This window comes from Catellatospora sp. NPDC049111, from assembly GCF_040648615.1.
Classification (GTDB): domain Bacteria; phylum Actinomycetota; class Actinomycetes; order Mycobacteriales; family Micromonosporaceae; genus Catellatospora; species Catellatospora aurea.
In genome coordinates this window covers 112,658-132,377 of record NZ_JBEZEB010000001.1, presented here as the reverse complement: position 1 = coordinate 132,377, position 19,720 = coordinate 112,658, and the positions used below count along the sequence as shown (strand labels likewise).

Genomic DNA, 19,720 nt, shown 5'->3' with positions numbered 1-19,720 from the left:
CCCTCGGGTCAGGCGAGGTCGGACCAGAAGGGGACCTGCTTGGCGGCGGCGCTGCCGGGCAGGTCGCCAGCTGGCAGGTCGAACTCGCGCTGGAGGTACGCGGGCAGCGTGTCGCCGTACACGATGACGTCGGTCTGCATGACGGAGAAGACCGGCAGGTCGGTCTCGGGCAGCGCGGGGGCGTAGCGGTGGCCGTAGACCGGCACGAGTTGGGGAGCCTGTTGGAGCGCGCGGCGGGCGACCGACAGCGCGAACGCCGTCCGGGACGGCCGCTCGCCCCAGCCGGGCAGCCAGAAGCCGTTCTCCTGGACGTCGAACAGCACCCCGTCGACCGGGGCCGCGAGCCGTTCGGCGAGCTGGTCGGGGTCGCCGTCGCGCCAGTCGGGCCAGCGCCCGCCGACCGGGAGCCCGGCCGTGAGCAGGGCCCGGTGGTCGGGGTTGAAGACGAACCCGAAGCGCCTGGCCAGCCCGGCGAACTCGGCCGCGGTCAGCGGGTCGGCGACCCGCCCCGGCAGCGCCGCCAGCAAGTCGCGGGCGTACGCCGCGGACAGGCTCATGGGGCCGAGTGTAGGCGTCAGGCCGCCGGCGGAGCGGTGCTTCCCCGCGGCACGAGCTGCGGTGTCGTGTCCTGGAAACCGCGGATCTCGGCCCCGTCGAGGATCTTCAGCAGCTGGTCGGCGGCGTGCGCGCCGTACGCCGCGATGTCGCGGCTGACCGCGGACAGCTGCGGGTGCAGCAGCTGGCACAGCGGCGAGTCGTCCCAGGCCACGATGGACAGCTGGTGCGGCACGGCGATGCCCATCTCGTGCGCGACGCCGAGCCCGGCCACGGCCATGGTGTCGTTGTCGTAGACGATCGCGGTCGGGGTGGGGCGGCGCGACAGCAGCGCCCGGGTGGCGCGGGCGCCCTCCTCACCGGTGTAGTCGGTGTACACCGTGGTCACGTCGGTGAGGCCGACCCGGTCGGCGGAGTCGGCGACGGCCTGGCCGCGCACCGAGGTGTGCCACAGGTCGGCGAGCCCGGCGACCCGGGCGATGCGCCGGTGCCCCAGCGCGGCGAGGTACTCGACCACCGAGGTGGTCACCGCGACCTCGTCGCTCCATACGCCGGGCAGCGTGCCGAGGCCGTGCGGGCCGCCGATGACCACGCACGGCATGTTCAGCTCCTCCAGCAGCGGCACGCGCGGGTCGTCGCGGCGCAGGTCCACGATGATCACGCCGTCCACCCGGCGCTGCGCCCACCAGCGGCGGTATGTCGCCATCTCGCGCTCGCGATCCTCGGTGACCTGCATCAGCAGGCTGACGTCGCGGGCCGACAGGGTCGCCTCGATGCCCGAGATGAGCTGCATGAAGAAGGACTCGATGCCCAGCGTGCGGGCCGGCCGGTCGACGATCATGCCGAGCACGCCGGTGCGGCCGTCGGACAGCGCCCGCGCCGCGCTGCTGGGGTGCCAGCCGAACTGCTCGGCCACGGCGAGGATGCGGCGGCGGGTCTCCTCGGAGACGCCTGGTCGGCCGTTGAGCGCGTACGACACCGCGCCTTTGGACACCCCCGCCGCGCGGGCGATGTCGGCGATGGTTACCCGCTTCATATGAGCTCCAGCTGCGTTGTGAATGATCGAAGCCCCTCTCGTGCTGAACAGTTCAGCACGAAAGGAGCTCCGATCACAGTGCTCAGTCGGTGTACCCGGGCATGGGGAAGGCCTGCAGCAGGTCGCGCACCTCGCCGGCGATGCGCTCGGCGGTGGCCGGGTCGTCCTTGACCGCGGCGGTGACCGCCTCGTCCATCCACGCCGCGACCTGCGGCATGTGCTGCTCGGTGAGGCCGCGCGTGGTCAGCGCGGCGGTGCCCAGGCGGATGCCGGACGGGCTCCACGGCTTGCGCGGGTCGTAGGGCACCGTGTTGAAGTTCAGCTCGATGCCGGCCGCGTCCAGCGCCTTGGCGGCGGGCTTGCCCTCGACGCCCTTGCCGGTCAGGTCGATGAGCAGCAGGTGGTTGTCGGTGCCGCCGGAGACCAGGTCGAAGCCCCGGTCGTTGAGCGCGGTCGCGAGCGCTTTGGCGTTCGCGACGACCTGGTGGGCGTACGCGGTGAAGGTCGGCTGCGCGGCCTCGTGCAGCGCGACGGCGATGCCGGCGGTGGTGTGGTTGTGCGGGCCGCCCTGCAGGCCGGGGAAGACGGCCTTGTCGATGGCGGTGGCGTGCTCGGCGCTCGCCATGATCATGGCGCCGCGCGGGCCGCGCAGGGTCTTGTGGGTGGTCGTGGTGATCACGTCGGCGTGGCCGACCGGCGACGGGTGCGCCCCGCCCGCGATCAGGCCCGCGATGTGCGCGATGTCGGCGACCAGGATCGCGCCGACCTCGCGGGCGATCGCGGCGAAGCCGGGGAAGTCGATGGTGCGCGGGATCGCCGTGCCGCCACAGAAGATCATCTTGGGGCGCTCGGCCAGCGCGATGTCGCGGACCAGGTCCATGTCGATGCGGCCGGTGTCGCGCCCGACGGTGTAGTGCACCGGCCGGAACCACTTGCCGGTCGCCGACACCGGCGAACCGTGCGTCAGGTGCCCGCCCTGGGCCAGTTCCAGCGACAGGAAGGTGTCGCCGGGCGTCATGAACGCCAGGTAGACCGCGAGGTTGGCAGGCGAGCCGGAGTACGTCTGCACGTTGGCGTGCTCGGTGCCGAACAGCGCCTTGGCCCGCTCGATCGCCAGCGTCTCGATCTGGTCGCAGAACTGCTGGCCCTCGTAGTAGCGCTTGCCCGGATAGCCCTCGGAGTACTTGTTGTTCAGCACCGTCCCGCAGGCTTCGAGCACCGCCGTCGACACGTAGTTCTCCGACGCGATCATCCGCAGCTTGTCGTGCTGCCGCTTCGCCTCACCCTCGATCAGCGCCGCCAGCGCCGGATCGGCCGCGGTCAGGTGCGGCAGCTTGGGCTCGTGCATCGCAAAACTCCTCGCAATCGGTACCACCCGCATCCTATGCCGCCCATGATCACCCCTCTCCCCGCCTGCCCCGCCGCGCCCCGCCCCGCCCCGCCGCGTTGATCATGAACTTAAGGGCGTGGTCGACGGCGTGTCCCTACCCCGGCGCCGTGATCGACTACGACACGCCGTCGAGCACTGCCATAGGTTCATGATCAACTCGCGCAGGGGTGGTGGCGGGTGCCGGTGGGAGGGTGGCGGGCCGTAACGGGACACGCTGGTTGGCCATGAACCGAGGTTCATGGCCAACCAGCGTGAGGGAGTCCTCCCGCGGGGGCGAGCCTGCGGGGGAGTCGAGGGTTACGGGACGCGCCGGTACGCGCCGTCGCTGGCGCTCGTGGCCATCGACGCGTACGCCCGCAGGGCTGCGCTCACGGGGCGCTGCCGGTCGACCGGGGTGTACGGCTTTTCCCGCTTGTCCTGAACGATACGCCTCTCGGCCAGCACCTGCTCAGGGACCTCCAGCACCATCGATCGCGCGGGGATGTCGATGGCGATGGTGTCGCCGTTCTCGACCAGCGCGATCAGGCCGCCGCCGGCCGCCTCGGGCGAGATGTGCCCGATGGACAGGCCGCTGGTGCCGCCGGAGAAACGCCCGTCGGTGATCAGCGCGCACGCCTTGCCCAGGCCGCGCCCCTTGAGGAACGAGGTCGGGTAGAGCATCTCCTGCATGCCGGGGCCGCCGCGCGGGCCCTCGTACCGGATGACGACCACGTCGCCGGCGACGATCTCGCCGCCCAGGATGGCGGTGACCGCGTCGTCCTGCGACTCGAACACCTTCGCCGGGCCGGTGAAGCGCAGGTTCTCCTCGGACACGCCCGCAGTCTTCACGACCGCGCCGTCCGGGGCCAGGTTGCCGAACAGGATGGCCAGGCCGCCGTCGGCGGAGTACGCGTGCGCCACGTCTCGGATGCAGCCGTTGGCCGCGTCGGTGTCCAGCGTGGACCACACGTTCTCGGTGCTGAACGGCTGCGTCGTGCGCACCCCGCCGGGGGCGGCGTGGAACAGCTTCTCCGCCTCGGGCAGCGCCGCGCCGCTGCGGATGTCCCAATCGGACAGCCACCCGGCCAGGTCCGGCGAGTGCACCGCGTGCACGCCGGTGTGCAGCATGCCGCCCCGGTTCAGCTCGCCGAGCAGGGCGGGGATGCCGCCGGCCCGGTGCACGTCCTCCATGTGGTACTGCTGGCTGTTCGGGGCGACCTTGGCCAGGCACGGCACCCGCCGGGAGACGGCGTCGATGTCGGCCACCCCGAAGTCCAGCTCGGCCTCGCGGGCCGCGGCCAGTAGGTGCAGCACCGTGTTGGTCGAGCCGCCCATGGCGACGTCGAGGGCGACCGCGTTCTCGAACGCCTCGCGGGTGGCGATGGCGCGGGGCAGCACGGAGGCGTCGTCGCCGTCGTAGTAGCGCTTGCACAGGTCCACGATCAGCGAGCCGGCCCGCTCGAACAGCGCCTTGCGGGCGGCATGGGTGGCCAGCGTGGAGCCGTTGCCGGGCAGGGCCAGGCCGATCGCCTCGGTGAGGCAGTTCATCGAGTTCGCGGTGAACATGCCGGAGCAGGAACCGCAGGTCGGGCAGGCGGACCGCTCGATCTGGCCGAGCTGCTCGTCGCTGACCGCGTCGTTGGAGGCGGCGATCATCGCGTCGATCAGGTCGAGCTTGGTGTGCACGACGCCCTCGACGGCGACCGTCTTGCCGGCCTCCATCGGGCCGCCGGAGACGAACACGGTGGGGATGTTCAGGCGCAGTGCGGCCAGCAGCATGCCGGGCGTGATCTTGTCGCAATTGGAGATGCACACGAGCGCGTCGGCGCAGTGCGCGTTCACCATGTACTCGACCGCGTCGGCGATCAGCTCACGGCTGGGCAGCGAGTAGAGCATGCCGCCGTGGCCCATGGCGATGCCGTCGTCGACGGCGATGGTGTTGAACTCACGGCCCACGCCGCCGGCCTCGGCGATCGCGTCGGAGACCAGGCCGCCGAGGTCCTTGAGGTGTACGTGCCCCGGCACGAACTGGGTGTAGCTGTTGGCGACGGCGATGATCGGCTTGCCGAAGTCGCTGTCGGTCATACCGGTGGCACGCCACAGCGCGCGGGCGCCGGCCATGGTGCGACCGTGAGTGGAGGTGCGGGAACGCAGCTCGGGCATGTCGTAAGTGTGTCACTCGTCCGAGCGCGCGCCCAGCTCAGCGTTGCTGTGTCCACACCCCGGGACGGTGGTGATGCGGGAATGTCGCACAACGTGTCTCGCTTTGTGCTCATAGCTGCGGCAGAGTGGTGACGTGGACCTCCCCCCGGGGCTCGCGATAGCCGTACTGGCGAGCGTGTTGACCGCTGTGCCTGTGGTCTGGGCACTGGCGACGAATCGGCTGGTCGACCAGCACGGCCTGGTCGTCCGCGCGAACCGGCTCAGCGCCGGTGCGCTGATGGTGTACGCCCTCGCCGCCCCGATCGCCTGGGTGCACACGGCCGGCTGGCCGGACGGCTGGGTTGACCTGTTGAGCAGCCGGATGGTGCTGGGCGGCCTGCTCGGCCTGCCCGCGTCGATCGCCGCGCTGCTGCTGGTCGCCGCGCTCCTGGAGATCACCGATCAGGTGGTGGGCGACGGCGCGCGCCTGCGGCTGATGCTCGAATCGCTGATGGTGGCGTCGGGCCTGTTCATCGTGGCGTGGACCTTCCTGCTGGCACCGGTGAAGCCCGGTGGGCACCACGCCCTGCCGGGTGCCTGCGTGCCGGTGCTGGTCGCCACGATCCTGTGCTCGGTGGTGCTGGGGTTGAGCGCGGTGCTGCTGGTGCGTGCGCAGCTCCGGCAGGGGCCGCTGCTGCGGCACTGCGTCGGCGCGGGGCTGATGGCGGTCGGCATGACCACGATCGCCGGAGGCGCGTGTTACGGAGCGCCGCTGGTGGTGGTCGTCGCGGCGGCTGCCCTGCCGATCGGCGCGGCGCTGTGGTTCATCGGGCCGCCCCCGCCGCCGCGGGCCAGCGACGCCGAGTCCGTGTCGCCGAGTTCGGGCCTGGCCGCGGGCCTCGCGCCGGTGATCACGATCTCCTTCGTGGTGGTGCTCGGCTACAGCCGGGGGATGGGCATCGAGCCGGTCACCGCCCTGGTCGGCATCGTCAACGGGCTGTTCATGGTCGGCCGGCAGTACCTGGCCGTGGTGGACGTGCGCAAGGCCAACAACCGGCTGGCCGACAGCGAGTCGCACTTCCGCGAGCTGGCCCACACCGACCCGCTGACCGGCCTGGCCAACCGGCGCGGGCTGCTGCGCACGATGTATCTAGACGCGGCCGGCGGGCCGCCGTGCGTGCTGCTCACGCTGGACCTGGACGGGTTCAAGAACGTCAACGACATGCGCGGCCACGACGCGGGCGACGCGGTGCTGATCGAGGTCGGCCAGCGGCTGCGGCTCAACCTGCGGCCCGGCGACCTGCCCGCGCGGCTGGGCGGCGACGAGTTCGCGGTGCTGATGTGGAGCCGGCCCGGGGAGGCGGCGAAGGTCGCCCAGCGGCTGCTCGCGGTGCTGTCCCGGCCGTACCAGCACGGGGCCGCCGACATCTTCCTGTCCGCGAGCATCGGCCTGGCCGGCTGCGGCGCGGCCGACGACATTCCCACCCTGCTGCGCAACGCCGACCTGGCCCTGCGGGCCGCCAAGCAGCGCGGCAAGAACCGGGTCGAGCTCTACGACGAGGTGTATGACAAGCAACTGCGCCGCCGCACCGCGATCGAGCACGAGCTGCGGGGCGCGATCGACCGCCAGGAGCTGTCCCTGGCCTACCAGCCGGTGGTGGCCCTGCCGTCGACCCGCCCGGTCGGCGCGGAGGCGCTGATCCGCTGGAACCATCCGGAGCTGGGCCCGGTCGGCCCGCTGGAGTTCATCCCGATCGCCGAGGAGACCGGCCAGATCGAGGCGCTCGGGGCGTGGGTGCTGGACCAGGCCTGCCGCCAGCTGTCGCGCTGGGTGCAGGAGGGCTACGACGTCTGGGTGTCGGTGAACATCTCGCCCCGCGAGCTGCACTCCACCAAGTACGTCACCGGCGTCAAAGAAGTGCTGCGCAAGCACCGGGTGCCGCCGTCGCGGCTGGTGCTGGAGGTGACCGAGCACGCCGTCGCCACCGACCTGGACGAGTTCCGGCGCACCCTGGCCGCGCTGCGCGCGCTGGGCCTGCGCATCGCACTCGACGACTTCGGCGCGGGTTACTCCTCGCTGGGGCAGCTGCGGCAGATGCCGGTGGACATCCTCAAGATCGACCGTGACCTGGTCATCGACGCACCGTCCGACCACGGGCCGGGCGCGCCGATGGTGGACGTGGCGGTCCGCCTCGGCCAGCGTCTCGGCCTCCAGGTGATCGCCGAGGGCATCAGCGAGCCGCACCACCGCCGCCTGGTCGAGGCGACCGGCTGCCCGTACGGGCAGGGCCAGCTGTTCGGCATGGGCGTGCCCGCCGAGCACCTGGAGGCGCGGCTGGCGTCCTCGGCCAACGGGGGGCTCAAAGCCCTGCCCGCCGCACCGCCCAAACCACTGCCGAGCGCGCCGTCCGCGAACGCCGGCCCGGCCCCGACCAAGACGCTGCCGAGCACCCCGACCGGGTCGGGAAACAGCGCGTCACCGGCCAAATCCCTGCCGCTGACGCAGCCGATCGGCGGGCTCTCGTCGTCTCGCGTCAGCGAGGCGAGCGGCAGCTCAGCGGGACGTCACGACACGGTCGTCCCAACATCCGGGAGCAGTTGACTCAGCGGCTGAGATGCGTCAAGCTGAGCCCATGTCGACCTCTCGGCCGTCCGCCCGAGTACTTACCTGAGCGCACTCTCAAACTGACGAGAGTGCGCTGGCCCCCGTGCGAACTTTGCACGAGGGCTTTTTTGTTGGCCGGACGCCCTGAGACCTTCCAGATGCCAAAGGTGATCGGAAATGACTAGACCCAGCCCGGAGTCCCTGGCCCAGCGGGCCGCGGCGCAACGATCAGCGCCCCCCGCCGCCACCAGCGCCCAGTCCGCCCCCGTCGCGGCCACCGGCGCGCAGAGCCTCGTCAAGTCGCTGGAGGCGCTCGGGGTAGAGGTGGTCTTCGGCATTCCCGGCGGCGCCATCCTGCCCGCGTACGACCCGCTGTTCGACTCGAAGCTGCGCCACATCCTGGTCCGCCACGAGCAGGGCGGCGGGCACGCCGCGACCGGCTACGCCCAGGCCACCGGCAAGGTCGGCGTGTGCATGGCGACGTCGGGGCCGGGTGCGACGAACCTGGTGACGCCGATCGCGGACGCGTACATGGACTCGGTGCCGCTGGTGGCGATCACCGGCCAGGTGGCCCGCCCGGCGATCGGCACCGACGCCTTCCAGGAGGCGGACATCCAGGGCATCACGCTGCCGATCACCAAGCACAACTTCCTGGTGCAGTCCGCCGAGGACCTGCCCCGGGTGCTGGCCGAGGCGTTCCACCTGGCGGCCACCGGCCGCCCCGGCCCGGTCCTGGTCGACATCCCGAAGGACGTGCTGCAGGCGCAGACCACGTTCAGCTGGCCGCCGACCCTGGACCTGCCGGGTTACCGGCCGACCCTGCACCCGCACGGCAAGCAGATCCGCGAGGCGGCCCGCCTGATCATGTCGGCGAAGCGCCCGGTGCTGTACGTCGGCGGCGGCGTGCTCAAGGCCCAGGCCACCGACGCGCTGCGCGAGCTGGCCGAGCTGACCGGCATCCCGGTGGTCACCACACTGATGGCCCGGGGCGCGTTCCCCGACTCGCACACCCAGCACGTCGGCATGCCCGGCATGCACGGCACGGTGTCGGCGGTGTACGCGCTGCAGCGCAGCGACCTGCTGATCACCCTGGGCGCGCGCTTCGACGACCGGGTCACCGGCAAGCTGGACAGCTTCGCCCCGGACGCCCAGGTCATCCACGCCGACATCGACCCGGCCGAGATCGGCAAGAACCGCCACGCGGACGTGCCGATCGTGGGCGACGTCAAGCACGTGATCGAGGAGCTGATCACGGCGCTGAGGGCGGAGTCGCACCCGGCCCGCGAGGACTGGTGGGCGCAGCTCAACGACCTGCGCACCCGCTACCCGCTGGGCTGGGAGGAGCCGGAGGACGGCACGCTCGCCCCGCAGTACGTGATCAAGCGGCTGGGCGAGATCGCCGGTCCGGACGCGGTCTACGTGGCGGGCGTCGGCCAGCACCAGATGTGGGCCAGCCAGTTCATCTCGTACGAGAAGCCGGCCACCTGGCTCAACTCCGGCGGCCTGGGCACCATGGGCTACGCGGTCCCGGCGGCCATGGGCGCCAAGGTGGCCCGGCCCGACGCGGTGGTGTGGGCGATCGACGGCGACGGCTGCTTCCAGATGACCAATCAGGAGCTGGCCACCTGCGCGCTCGAAGGCATCCCGATCAAGGTGGCCGTCATCAACAACGGCAACCTGGGCATGGTCCGGCAGTGGCAGACGCTGTTCTACAACGAGCGCTACTCCAACACCGACCTGGGCACGCACAAGCACCGCATCCCCGACTTCGTGAAGCTCGCCGAGGCGCTGGGCTGCATCGGCATGCGCTGCGAGTCCGCCGAGGACGTCGACAAGACGATCGAGGCCGCCATGGCGATCAACGACGCGCCCGTGGTCATCGACTTCGTGGTCGGCAAGGACGCCATGGTGTGGCCGATGGTCGCCGCCGGCACCAGCAACGACGAGATCATGTTCGCCCGGGGCGTGCGTCCCACCTTCGACGAGGATGACATCTGATGAGTAAGCACACGCTTTCAGTGCTCGTCGAGAACAAGCCCGGTGTGCTGGCGCGCGTGGCGGGGCTCTTCTCGCGGCGCGGGTTCAACATCGACTCGCTGGCGGTGGGGGAGACCGAGCACCCCGAGGTCTCCCGTATCACGGTCGTCGTCAACGCCGACGAGCAGCCACTGGAGCAGGTCACCAAGCAGCTCAACAAGCTGGTCAACGTGCTGAAGATCGTGGAGCTGGAGGCCAGCACCGCGGTGCAGCGCGAACTCCTGCTGGTGAAGGTCCGGGCCGACCGCCCGGTGCGCTCGCAGGTGCTGGAGACGGTCGAGCTGTTCCGGGCCAAGGTCGTGGACGTGGCCCCGGATGCGCTCACCATCGAGGCGACGGGCACCGCCGAGAAGCTCGACGCGCTGCTGCGCGACCTGGAGCCGTACGGGATCAAGGAGATGGTGCAGTCGGGCCTGGTCGCCATCGGCCGCGGCTCGCGCAGCATCACCGCCAACCCGGCCCTGCGCCTGGCCGCCTGACCACCCACCCGGCGGCGGGCCTCCGGGCCCGCCCCACTCCCGCCGCAACTCTTAAAGAGTCGCGGCATCCCGAACCCTCCGAGGCCGCAAGTCTTTAAGAGTTGCGGCAGGGGAGGGCCGGGCGGGACGAGACGATCAACTGGTGGGACGCGGGATGGCCGCGTGCACCTGCCGCCGGGGGTCGGGGCGAAGATGCCCTGGCCCGGCGAGTGACCTTGAGAGGGAACGAGAATGGTTGAGATCTTCTACGACGACGACGCGGACCTGTCGATCATCCAGGGCCGCAAGGTCGCGGTGATCGGGTACGGCAGCCAGGGTCACGCCCACGCGCTGTCCCTGCGCGACTCGGGCGTCGACGTGCGCGTCGGGCTCAAGGAGGGCTCGAAGAGCCGCGCCAAGGCGCAGGAGCAGGGCCTGCGTGTCGTCACGCCGGCCGAGGCGGCGGCCGAGGCCGACGTCATCATGCTGCTGGCGCCGGACACCGCGCAGCGCTTCATCTACGCCGAGTCGATCGCCCCGAACCTGACCTCGGGCAAGGCGCTGTTCTTCGGCCACGGCTTCAACATCCGCTACGGCCTGATCACCCCGCCCGCGGACGTGGACGTGGCGATGGTCGCCCCGAAGGGCCCCGGCCACCTGGTGCGCCGCCAGTACGTCGACGGCAAGGGCGTGCCCTGCCTGATCGCCATCGAGCAGGACCCGACCGGCGGCGCGCAGGCCCTGGCCCTGTCGTACGCCAAGGCGATCGGCGGCAGCCGGGCCGGCGTCATCAAGACCACCTTCAAGGAGGAGACCGAGACCGACCTGTTCGGTGAGCAGGCCGTCCTCTGCGGTGGCGCGTCCGCGCTGGTCCAAGCGGGCTTCGAGGTGCTGACCGAGGCCGGGTACGCGCCCGAGGTGGCGTACTTCGAGTGCCTGCACGAGCTGAAGCTGATCGTGGACCTGATGTACGAGGGCGGCATCGCCCGCATGCGCTACAGCGTCTCCGACACCGCCGAGTACGGCGACGTCACCCGCGGCCCGCGCGTCATCGACGGCCGGGTCAAGGAGGAGATGAAGCGCATCCTCGGCGAGATCCAGAACGGCGAGTTCGCCCGCGAGTGGGTCGCCGAGGACGACAACGGCCGCCCGAACTTCACCAAGCTGCAGGAGCAGGGCGCGGTGCACCCGATCGAGGAGACCGGCGCCAAGCTGCGGGCGATGATGAGCTGGGTCGACCGGCCGATCACCGAGACCGCCTAAGAGCTTTCCTCTCCCATAGGTGTCCGCCCGCGCAACCTTGCGGGCGGGCTTACCGGGCCGTGCCCAGGCGATCCCTGGGTACGGCCCGGTTTTTCTTGATCATGCCGTTTCGCCCGGTCAGCGCTTTCCGGCGCGCGCAGCGCGTTCTTGACCGGTTCCAAAGAGCGCCGGAAACGGACTGAGCAGCACGAACGTGAGTACCGTCACGCGGTGGCTTGGACATGCGAAGCGCCCGCGAGCCCGTAGCATCGCGGGGGTAGGGCCCGACACGCAGTGCGGCGAACCGGGCTGAAGTCATCCAACTCTCTCCGTGAGGCAAGCTGTGACTCCCGTCGTTCTCATTGCCGAAGAACTCGCTCCCGCCGCGCTCGACGTGCTGGCGCACGACTTCGACGTGCGTCACGTCGACGGCACGGACCGGGCGGCACTGCTTGCCGCGCTGGCCGACGCCGACGCCGTGATCGTGCGCAGTGCCACCCAGATCAACGCCGAGGCCATCGCGGCCGCCCCGCGCCTGAAGGTCGTCGCCCGCGCGGGCGTGGGCCTGGACAACGTCGAGGTGCCCGCCGCCACCGCCCGTGGCGTGATGGTCGTCAACGCGCCGACCTCGAACATCGTCTCGGCCGCCGAGCAGGCCATCGCGCTGCTGCTGGCCGTCGCCCGCAACACCGCCTCGGCGTCGTCGGCGCTGAAGAACGGCGAGTGGAAGCGCTCGAAGTACACCGGTGTCGAGCTGCAGGGCAAGACCGTCGGCGTGGTCGGCCTGGGCCGCATCGGCGTGCTGTTCGCGCAGCGCATCGCCGCGTTCGGCACCCGCCTGATCGCGTACGACCCCTACGTGCAGCCCGCCCGCGCGGCGCAGCTGGGTGTGCGCCTGGTCGGCCTGGAGGAGCTGCTGCGCGAGAGCGACTTCATCTCGATCCACCTGCCGAAGACCCCGGAGACCGTCGGCCTGATCGGCGCGAAGGAGCTCCAGCTCGTCAAGCCGGACGTGCGGATCATCAACGCCGCGCGCGGCGGTCTGATCGACGAGGAGGCGCTGGCCGACGCGCTGGCCGAGGGCCGGGTCGCCGGTGCCGGCATCGATGTGTACCTCAAGGAGCCGTGCACCACGTCGCCGCTGTTCGCGTTCGACAACGTGGTCGCCACGCCGCACCTGGGCGCGTCGACGCACGAGGCGCAGGACAAGGCCGGCCTGGCCGTGGCCAAGAGCGTCAAGCTGGCCCTGCAGGGCGAGTTCGTGCCGGACGCGGTGAACGTCCAGGCCGGTGGCGTGGTCGCCGAGGAGGTGCGGCCGCTGCTGCCGCTGGCCGAGAAGCTCGGCAAGGTCTTCACGGCCGTGGCCGGTGGCGTGGCCGCCGGGGTCACCGTCGAGGTGCGCGGCGAGATCGTGAACCTGCACGACGTGTCGGTGCTGAAGCTGGCCGCCAGCAAGGGCCTGTTCAGCGCGATCGTCGAGGAGCAGGTCACCTACGTCAACGCGCCGCTGATCGCGGCCGACCGCGGCGTCGAGATCGACCTGACCACCAACCCCGAGGTCAACGAGCACAAGAACCTGGTGACGGTGCGCGGCGCGCTGCCGGACGGCCGTACGGTCTCGGTCGCCGGCGCGGTGGTCACCCACGGCCTGCGCGAGCAGATCAAGCTGACCGAGCTGGACGGCTTCGACCTGGAGCTGGACGCCGACGGCAACCTGCTGTTCTTCCGCTACGCGGACCGGCCTGGTGTGGTCGGCGCGGTCGGCACCGTGCTCGGCGCGGTCGGCGTGAACATCGCGGCGATGCAGGTGGCCCGGCGCGAGGCCGGCGGCGAGGCGCTGATGACGCTGACCGTCGACTCGCCGGTCGCCGCCGACCTGCTGCAGCGGGCCGCCGAGAACATCGGCGCGGCGTCGGTCAGCGCGGTTGATCTCACCGAAGAGTGAGCAGACGCTTGCGTAGCGTGTTGCCCGCTGGGTAACCTGCACAGGTGTCCACTGCGGACACGCTTGTCACGCGTTCGGGACGGGTCTTCGGGTGACCCCTGCCGCGGCGGTGACGAGCAGCCAGACGAGCACCGTTCGGCCCGGTGAGCTGTTGCCGCAGCTCACCGGGCCGAACTGCGTACCGGGACAGATTTTCTTGCCCCGGTGCCGCACTCTTTCGGCATGCCCTCGTCTGCCTGGCTCAGCCTGTCCAAGCCCGTGCGCCGTGAGGTGTGGCGGCTTGCCCAGGCCGGCCTTCCGCACCCCGACCCGGCCGTGCACGAAGTGGTGCGTGCGCAACGCCGCGTGCTGCACTGGGTGATGCGGTCCTTGGCCGTCTTCTGGCTCGGCACGTGGATCCAGTCGGGTCTTTCCGCGGATCCGGTGCAGGGCTGGCGGGTCGTGGCCGCGTTGTCTTGGGTGCTGATGGCGATGGCCTTCGGTGTCGACGCACGGTTCGCGCGGATCGAGGCGGCGCAGTGGCCGGCGGCCGCTGCGCGCGAAAGCGGCGCGGTGCACCCGGTCCGGCTGCGCCTGCCAGCCCCCGGTTCGCTGCGGACCATCGTGCTGATCGCGGCGGCGCCGGCCGTGGTGATGTGGTTCGGGCTGTGGGCGCGACGCCGCGAAGCGGACGCCGGCCAGGCCTTGTTCACCGGTGCGGTGCTGGTCGCGCTGCTGCTTCTCGCGGCCGGGCTCGCCGTGGTCCGGTGGCGGCGCAAGCGGCTCGCGCTGGAGATCGACGAGCAGGGGGTACGCCTGCCGGTGCGCGGCCTGGACGTGCCCTGGGACCAGGTCGCCGAGATCGCGGCCGTGCCAGCCGACCGGAAAGAGCAGGAGCTGATCGGACTGGCACTGCGCCTTCGCGACCCGCGAGCGGTGTGGGCCGCCCGCCGCCCGTCGCTCCTGCGACGCCTGCTGTGGGGCGGCGGCGGCTCGCGCCCCTGGATCTTCATCACCGAGGCCGGGGTGCGCGAACCGATGTTCCCGGCGTACGCAGCTGCGCTGGCCTTCCACGCCGCACACCTCGCCGCCGCGCAGGCGTCGGCGGACACGCCCGTGCCAGTGGCTGCCGCCGAGCGGGTTCCGGGAGCGGCGCTGCCCGGTGCTGGGCAGGCTACCGGGCATGCGGGCGTGGAGGCCGGGCAGCAGAATGCCGGTCATGCCGATGCCTGAGCCCGCGACCGCATGGCGCGACCTGCCGGCGGCCCGGCGCGACGAAGCCCGTCGCGTGGGTCGCGCCGACCCGGTGCCCGCAGACCCCGCCGTGCAGGACGCCATGATCGCCCGCCATCACGCGTGGCTGCGCCGCAGCAGGTGCCTGACTCCGGTCATCCTGCTGCTGGTGCCCGCGGTGGTGCTCGGGACCTCGTACACGGGCGGTCCGGGCAGGTCCTGGGTGCGCCTGGCCGGCATCGTGACCATGGTGCTGGTCGCGACTGCCGTGCTCGGCGTCGAGATCCTCCGCGGGCGGTGGGCCCGGACCGTCGCGCCGGCCCGGGTGGCCGCCGCGTTGCGGGACCCCCGAGGCGCGGTGCCGACGACGGCACGGCCGGCCGGGATCGGCTCGCCGCTGATCGCCATCCCGCTGTTCGGCGTGTCGGTGCTGTACCTGTACCTGATGATCGACTCGGTGGGCATGGAGCGCGACCTGCGGGCGGAGGTGTTCCCGGGTCAGCCGTTCGACTGGGCCGCCGTGCGCGGCTGGGCCGTCGTCTGGGCGCTCACCCTGCTCGTGCCAGCGGTCATCAGCCTGGTCCAGTTGTACCGGCTGCGGCCCTTCGACCGGGGGGCCGCGGCGCGGGTGGACGAGGCGGGCATCTGGATCCGGCAGCTGCGGGTCACCGTGCCCTGGGCCGAGGTCGTCGGTCTGCACGCCGTCGGCCCGAGCAGGCGCGACGGCACGGGCCTGGCGGTGCAGGTGCGCGACCCGGACCGGATCGTGGCGCTGAGCGCCTACCCGACCTGGGCCCGCCGGTATCTGCTGTGGGGCCTGCGAGGCGGCAACCGGTGGATCGTGGTGGACGAGCAGTTGCTGCGCGAGCCCGCGGACGCGCTACTGGCCGCAGCACTGGCCTACCAGGCGACCCACCCGCCCGCCGTGGAGTCCGGCGCGCAGTCCGGCTGGGGCTGGTGGTGAGCAGCCACGGCGTTGATCCGTTTTTGTGGACGCCCGTTGCCCCTACAGGGGCGTCCAGCGTCCACAAAAACGGATCAACGCGCGGTACGCGTGGTGTCATGGGCAATTCGCGGTGTTTGCGGTGTCAGAGCGGGTAGGCAGATCGCTTGGCGGCGACCGGAGCGTGGGTGTCGAGGAACGCGCCGACCGGGTCGACGATGCGCGGATCGACGAGGACCCGGCGGTGCCCCAGTCCACTGGTGATCAGCAGCTGTGAGTCCGGATAGGCGGTGTGGATCCGGTGGGCGTGGTCGACGCCGACCACGTCGTCGTCGGTGTCGTGCACGACGAGCAGCGGGACCGCCAGCGCCGCCGGTTCGAACACGCTGGAGAAGCGGGTCCACAAGTCGTCGACACCGAGCTCGCGCACCGAGTGCTCGCGCAGGTGCCGGGCGAGTGAGGGGCGCAGGCGCAACTGCCGGGCGAACTCGGTGACCAGGTGGTCGAACTCGGCGGGACCGGCGACCACGACCAGGCATTCCGCGCGCAGTCCGGTGCGCAGCGCGTGGAAGGCGCAGGGGACGCCGAAGGAGTGGGCGACGACCGCCGCGAAGTCGCCGTGCCGTTCTTGCAGCGCGCGCATGATGCGTTCGTACTGGAGCAGGTTGGTCGTGGTGCCGCCGGAGTCGCCGTGGCCGGGCGCGTCGAAGGTGACCGGGCTGTAGCCCCGGTCGAGCAGCTCGGCGATCATCCCGGCGAAGCGGGAGCCGCGCGAGCTCCAGCCGTGCACGAGCAGCACCGGCCGGCTGCCGTCCCCCCAGCTGTAGGTGGCGACCGGGACACCGTCGAGATCGACCTCTGCGACCGTGGCCGCCGCGTGCACGTCCTGCTCGCGAGGGTGGACCGCGGCGCGGCCGGCCGGGCGGAAGAAGAGTTTGTACGCCACACGCCGGGCGAGGGGCGGGGCGAGCACGGCGGTGGCGTTGAGGAGCCGACCGGTCATCAGGATCGCTGCCTTCATGGCGGCAGGTTAGCAATCAATAAGAACGATCGGTCGGTTAGTTATCTCACATGTTTGCGGTGCCCGCGCGCTGCTCCTGGTCACGGCGGTAATCCGGCCGATCGAGGCGGGTTCATGGCAGCATTCCGGCATGAGTGAGTCGTCCCCGACGGAGATCGTCATCGCGCCGGTCGGCTTCGAGCACCTGCGCCAGGTCCTGGACCTCGGTTACCGGGTCTTCGACACGACGGTGAAGCCGTACACCTCGTGGTCGCTGACCGCCGTCGCCGAGCACCTGGACAGCGGCGACAGCGCGTGCTGGGTGGCGCTGGACGGCGCCAAGGTGGTCGGCTTCGTGCTGGGCTCGCAGACGTTCGAACTGCGCGACGACTGGGGCTACCTGGAGTGGATCGCGGTGGACCCGGCGTACCAGGGCAGGGGCATCGCGGGGCGGCTGGTGAACGCCTGCTGCGAGGCGCTGTTCGCGGGCGGGGCGAGCCGCGTGGTGACCGACGTCGAGTCGTCCAACAGCGCGTCGGCGACGCTCATGTCGCGCAACGGCTTCGCGCCCGCCGTGACGGTGACCCTGTTCGTGCGCAGCAGCCAGCCCGACGAGGAACCCGGCCGGGCCGTACGCGGCGTCTCCAAGCGCCCCCTGATCCGCAGCGGCCGACTGCTCGGCGACCACCGCAATCCCTGACCGCGAAGTCCACATGGTGGAACGGATGTACCGTTGGGTGGGAGCGGGGCTTAACGTTCGGTAGACATGTGGCATGAGCGGTAGGGAGCGGGCTGGCATGCGGATCGCGGTCGTGGCAGGGGACGGTATCGGCGCCGAGGTGGTGGCGGAGGGGCTCAAGGTCCTCGACGCGGTGCTGCCGGGCGTGGAGACCACTCCGTACGACCTGGGCGCGGCGCGTTACCACCGGACCGGTGAGGTGTTCCCGGACTCGGTGCGCGACGAGCTGGCCCAGCACGACGCGATCCTGCTCGGCGCGGTCGGCGACCCCAGCGTGCCGCCGGGTGTGCTGGAGCGGGGCCTGCTGCTCAAGCTGCGCTTCGACTTCGACCAGTACGTCAACCTGCGCCCCTCGCGCCTGTGGCCCGGGACCGCCGGTCCGCTGGCGAACGTCAAGCCGGGCGAGATCGACTTCGTGGTGGTGCGCGAGGGCACCGAGGGCCTCTACGCGGGCGCCGGCGGCGGCCTGCACCGGGGCACCCCGGCGGAGATCGCCACCGAGGAGAGCCTGAACACCCGCCACGGCGTGGAGCGGGTCATCCGCGACGCCTTCGCGCGGGCGGCCGGCCGCACCCGCCGCAAGGTCACCATGGTGCACAAGACCAACGTGCTGACCCACGCGGGCGGCCTGTGGGCGCGCACCTTCGCCGAGGTGGCCAAGGAGTTCCCGGACATCGCGACGGAATACCAGCACGTCGACGCGGCGGCCATGTTCATGGTGACCAACCCGCAGCGCTACGACGTGATCGTCACCGACAACCTGTTCGGCGACATCCTCACCGACATCGCGGCCGCCGTCACCGGTGGCATCGGCCTGGCCGCGAGCGGCTGCATCAACCCGACCCGGGCGTTCCCGTCGATGTTCGAGCCGGTGCACGGCTCCGCTCCGGACATCGCGGGCCAGGGCAAGGCCGACCCCGTGGCGGCGATCCTGTCGGTGGCGCTGTGCCTGGAGCACCTGGGCTACCCCGACGAGGCTCGCAAGATCGAGGAGGCCGTGGCGACGGAGCTCTCCGGGCGCACCGGCGAGCCGATCCGCACCGCCGAGGTCGGCGACCGGGTATCCGTACTCGTAGCATGACCGCAGGGCTCCGGTCCGTGCGGTGACCGGGGTGGATGCGTACAAACTGCCCAGGTCATCGGCCGGGCTGGGGTTGAACGACCGTTAGAGGTAAGTTTTCCCCCAGATCCCCGAACGATGGAGGGCAGCGCGCATGAGTGGCGGTGGCACGATCGACTTCGAGATCCGTCCGAGTTCGCAGCCGGTATCGGCCACGGAGCGCGAGGCGCTGCTGGCCAACCCCGGTTTCGGGCGGGTCTTCACCGATCACATGGTGACCATCCGGTACGCCGAGGGCAAGGGCTGGTACGACGCGCGCGTCGAGGCGCGGGCGCCGATCCCGATGGACCCGGCCACGGCCGTACTGCACTACGCCCAGGAGATCTTCGAGGGCATGAAGGCGTACCGCCGGGCCGACGGCCAAGTGGGCTTCTTCCGCCCCGACGCCAACGCCCGCCGGTTCGCCGAGTCGGCGCACCGCATGGCGATGGCCCCGCTGCCGGAGGACCTGTTCCTGAACTCGATCCGGCAGCTCGTCGGCATCGACCAGGAGTGGATCCCGACCAGCGCCGAGGGCAGCCTGTACCTGCGCCCGTTCCAGTACGCCAGCGAGGTCTTCCTCGGCGTGCGGCCCGCGCGCGAGTACCTGTACTGCCTGATCGCGTCGCCGGTCGGGCCGTACTTCTCCGGCGGGCTCAAGCCGGTCACCATCTGGGTGTCCGACGACTACACCCGGGCGGCCCCCGGCGGCACCGGCGCGGCCAAGTGCGGCGGCAACTACGCCGCCTCGCTGCTCGCCCAGGCCCAGGCCGCCGAGAACGGCTGCGACCAGGTCGTCTACCTCGACGCCGTGGAGCGCAGGTACGTCGACGAGCTGGGCGGCATGAACGTCTTCTTCGTCCGCAAGGACGGCTCGATGTTCACGCCGGAGCTGAACGGCTCGATCCTGCCGGGCATCACCCGCGACTCGGTCATCACGCTCGCCCGCGAGCAGGGCCGGCAGGTCGAGGAGCGCCCGGTCACCATCGACGAGTGGCGTGACGGCGCGCGCAGCGGCGAGATCGTGGAGACCTTCGCCTGCGGCACCGCCGCCGTGCTCACCCCGATCGGCACCGTGCGCGGCGTCGACGGCGAGTTCAAGCTCGGCGACGGCGGCACCGGCCCGGTCACCGCCGCCCTGCGCCAGACCCTGGTCGACATCCAGTACGGCCGCGCCACCGACCCCCACGGCTGGACCACCACCCTCTAGCCAGGTCTCGGACAAAGGAAGGGCACCTTCTTAACGCTCCGCGTTGCAGAAGGTGCCCTTCTTAACGCCACGATGGCTTGACCTGGGCCGTAGTGCCGCTCAGGGTTGTGCTCCGGTGGGTCGCGCAT

General features: G+C 71.3%; 15 protein-coding genes. 10 read left to right on the top strand and 5 right to left on the bottom strand.

Annotated features, from left to right (window positions below):
- Positions 1 to 8: 8 nt before the first annotated feature.
- The 4 genes from AB0B66_RS00645 to ilvD form a co-directional block, all read right to left on the bottom strand.
- Positions 9 to 557: a hypothetical protein gene (locus AB0B66_RS00645; RefSeq protein WP_360520658.1), complete on the bottom strand. Its 549-nt coding sequence runs from the start codon at positions 555 to 557 to the stop codon at positions 9 to 11.
- Positions 558 to 574: 17 nt separating this feature from the next.
- Positions 575 to 1,591 carry a LacI family DNA-binding transcriptional regulator gene (locus AB0B66_RS00640; protein ID WP_360520655.1) on the bottom strand — a complete coding sequence of 339 codons (1,017 nt, stop codon included), beginning with the start codon at positions 1,589 to 1,591 and terminating at the stop codon, positions 575 to 577.
- A gap of 82 nt (positions 1,592 to 1,673) precedes the next feature.
- Entirely contained in the window at positions 1,674 to 2,939 is a 1,266-nt protein-coding gene (glyA, locus tag AB0B66_RS00635; protein ID WP_360520652.1) for a serine hydroxymethyltransferase, read from the bottom strand.
- A gap of 339 nt (positions 2,940 to 3,278) precedes the next feature.
- Entirely contained in the window at positions 3,279 to 5,123 is a 1,845-nt protein-coding gene (gene ilvD, locus AB0B66_RS00630) for a dihydroxy-acid dehydratase (protein ID WP_360520649.1), read from the bottom strand.
- Between the two features lie 133 nt (positions 5,124 to 5,256).
- On the opposite strand from ilvD, the gene AB0B66_RS00625 reads away from it, so the two are divergent.
- The 7 genes from AB0B66_RS00625 to AB0B66_RS00595 all read left to right on the top strand — a co-directional run bounded on the left by AB0B66_RS00625 (position 5,257) and on the right by AB0B66_RS00595 (position 15,565).
- On the top strand, positions 5,257 to 7,704 hold the full coding sequence (locus tag AB0B66_RS00625) for an EAL domain-containing protein (RefSeq protein ID WP_360520646.1): 2,448 nt from the start codon (positions 5,257 to 5,259) through the stop codon (positions 7,702 to 7,704).
- A 180-nt stretch (positions 7,705 to 7,884) separates the two neighbouring features.
- Positions 7,885 to 9,705, top strand: a complete 1,821-nt coding sequence (locus AB0B66_RS00620) for an acetolactate synthase large subunit (RefSeq protein WP_360520643.1) — start codon at positions 7,885 to 7,887, stop codon at positions 9,703 to 9,705.
- Positions 9,705 to 10,223 carry an acetolactate synthase small subunit gene (ilvN, locus tag AB0B66_RS00615; protein ID WP_120318427.1) on the top strand — a complete coding sequence of 173 codons (519 nt, stop codon included), beginning with the start codon at positions 9,705 to 9,707 and terminating at the stop codon, positions 10,221 to 10,223. The genes AB0B66_RS00620 and ilvN overlap by 1 nt, the downstream gene beginning before the upstream one ends.
- Before the next feature lie 231 nt (positions 10,224 to 10,454).
- Entirely contained in the window at positions 10,455 to 11,465 is a 1,011-nt protein-coding gene (ilvC, locus tag AB0B66_RS00610) for a ketol-acid reductoisomerase (RefSeq protein ID WP_360520640.1), read from the top strand.
- Between the two features lie 322 nt (positions 11,466 to 11,787).
- Positions 11,788 to 13,389: a phosphoglycerate dehydrogenase gene (gene serA / locus AB0B66_RS00605; RefSeq protein ID WP_360520638.1), complete on the top strand. Its 1,602-nt coding sequence runs from the start codon at positions 11,788 to 11,790 to the stop codon at positions 13,387 to 13,389.
- 222 nt (positions 13,390 to 13,611) lie between these two features.
- Positions 13,612 to 14,601, top strand: a complete 990-nt coding sequence (locus tag AB0B66_RS00600) for a hypothetical protein (protein WP_360520635.1) — start codon at positions 13,612 to 13,614, stop codon at positions 14,599 to 14,601.
- On the top strand, positions 14,588 to 15,565 hold the full coding sequence (locus AB0B66_RS00595; protein WP_360520632.1) for a hypothetical protein: 978 nt from the start codon (positions 14,588 to 14,590) through the stop codon (positions 15,563 to 15,565). The genes AB0B66_RS00600 and AB0B66_RS00595 overlap by 14 nt, the downstream gene beginning before the upstream one ends.
- 124 nt (positions 15,566 to 15,689) lie before the next feature.
- Here AB0B66_RS00595 and AB0B66_RS00590 read toward each other — a convergent pair whose 3' ends face one another.
- A complete protein-coding gene (locus AB0B66_RS00590) occupies positions 15,690 to 16,565 on the bottom strand; it encodes an alpha/beta hydrolase (protein WP_360520629.1) in 876 nt (291 codons plus the stop codon).
- Positions 16,566 to 16,695: 130 nt separating this feature from the next.
- Here AB0B66_RS00590 and AB0B66_RS00585 point away from each other — a divergent pair, with 130 nt between their 5' ends.
- The 3 genes from AB0B66_RS00585 (at position 16,696) to AB0B66_RS00575 (ending at position 19,592) form a co-directional block, all read left to right on the top strand.
- Positions 16,696 to 17,244, top strand: a complete 549-nt coding sequence (locus AB0B66_RS00585; RefSeq protein WP_360520626.1) for a GNAT family N-acetyltransferase — start codon at positions 16,696 to 16,698, stop codon at positions 17,242 to 17,244.
- Between the two features lie 97 nt (positions 17,245 to 17,341).
- On the top strand, positions 17,342 to 18,364 hold the full coding sequence (locus tag AB0B66_RS00580) for a 3-isopropylmalate dehydrogenase (RefSeq protein ID WP_360520623.1): 1,023 nt from the start codon (positions 17,342 to 17,344) through the stop codon (positions 18,362 to 18,364).
- A 133-nt stretch (positions 18,365 to 18,497) separates the two neighbouring features.
- Complete coding sequence (locus AB0B66_RS00575) at positions 18,498 to 19,592, top strand: branched-chain amino acid aminotransferase (RefSeq protein WP_360520620.1); 1,095 nt, start codon at positions 18,498 to 18,500, stop codon at positions 19,590 to 19,592.
- Positions 19,593 to 19,720 lie beyond the last annotated feature (128 nt).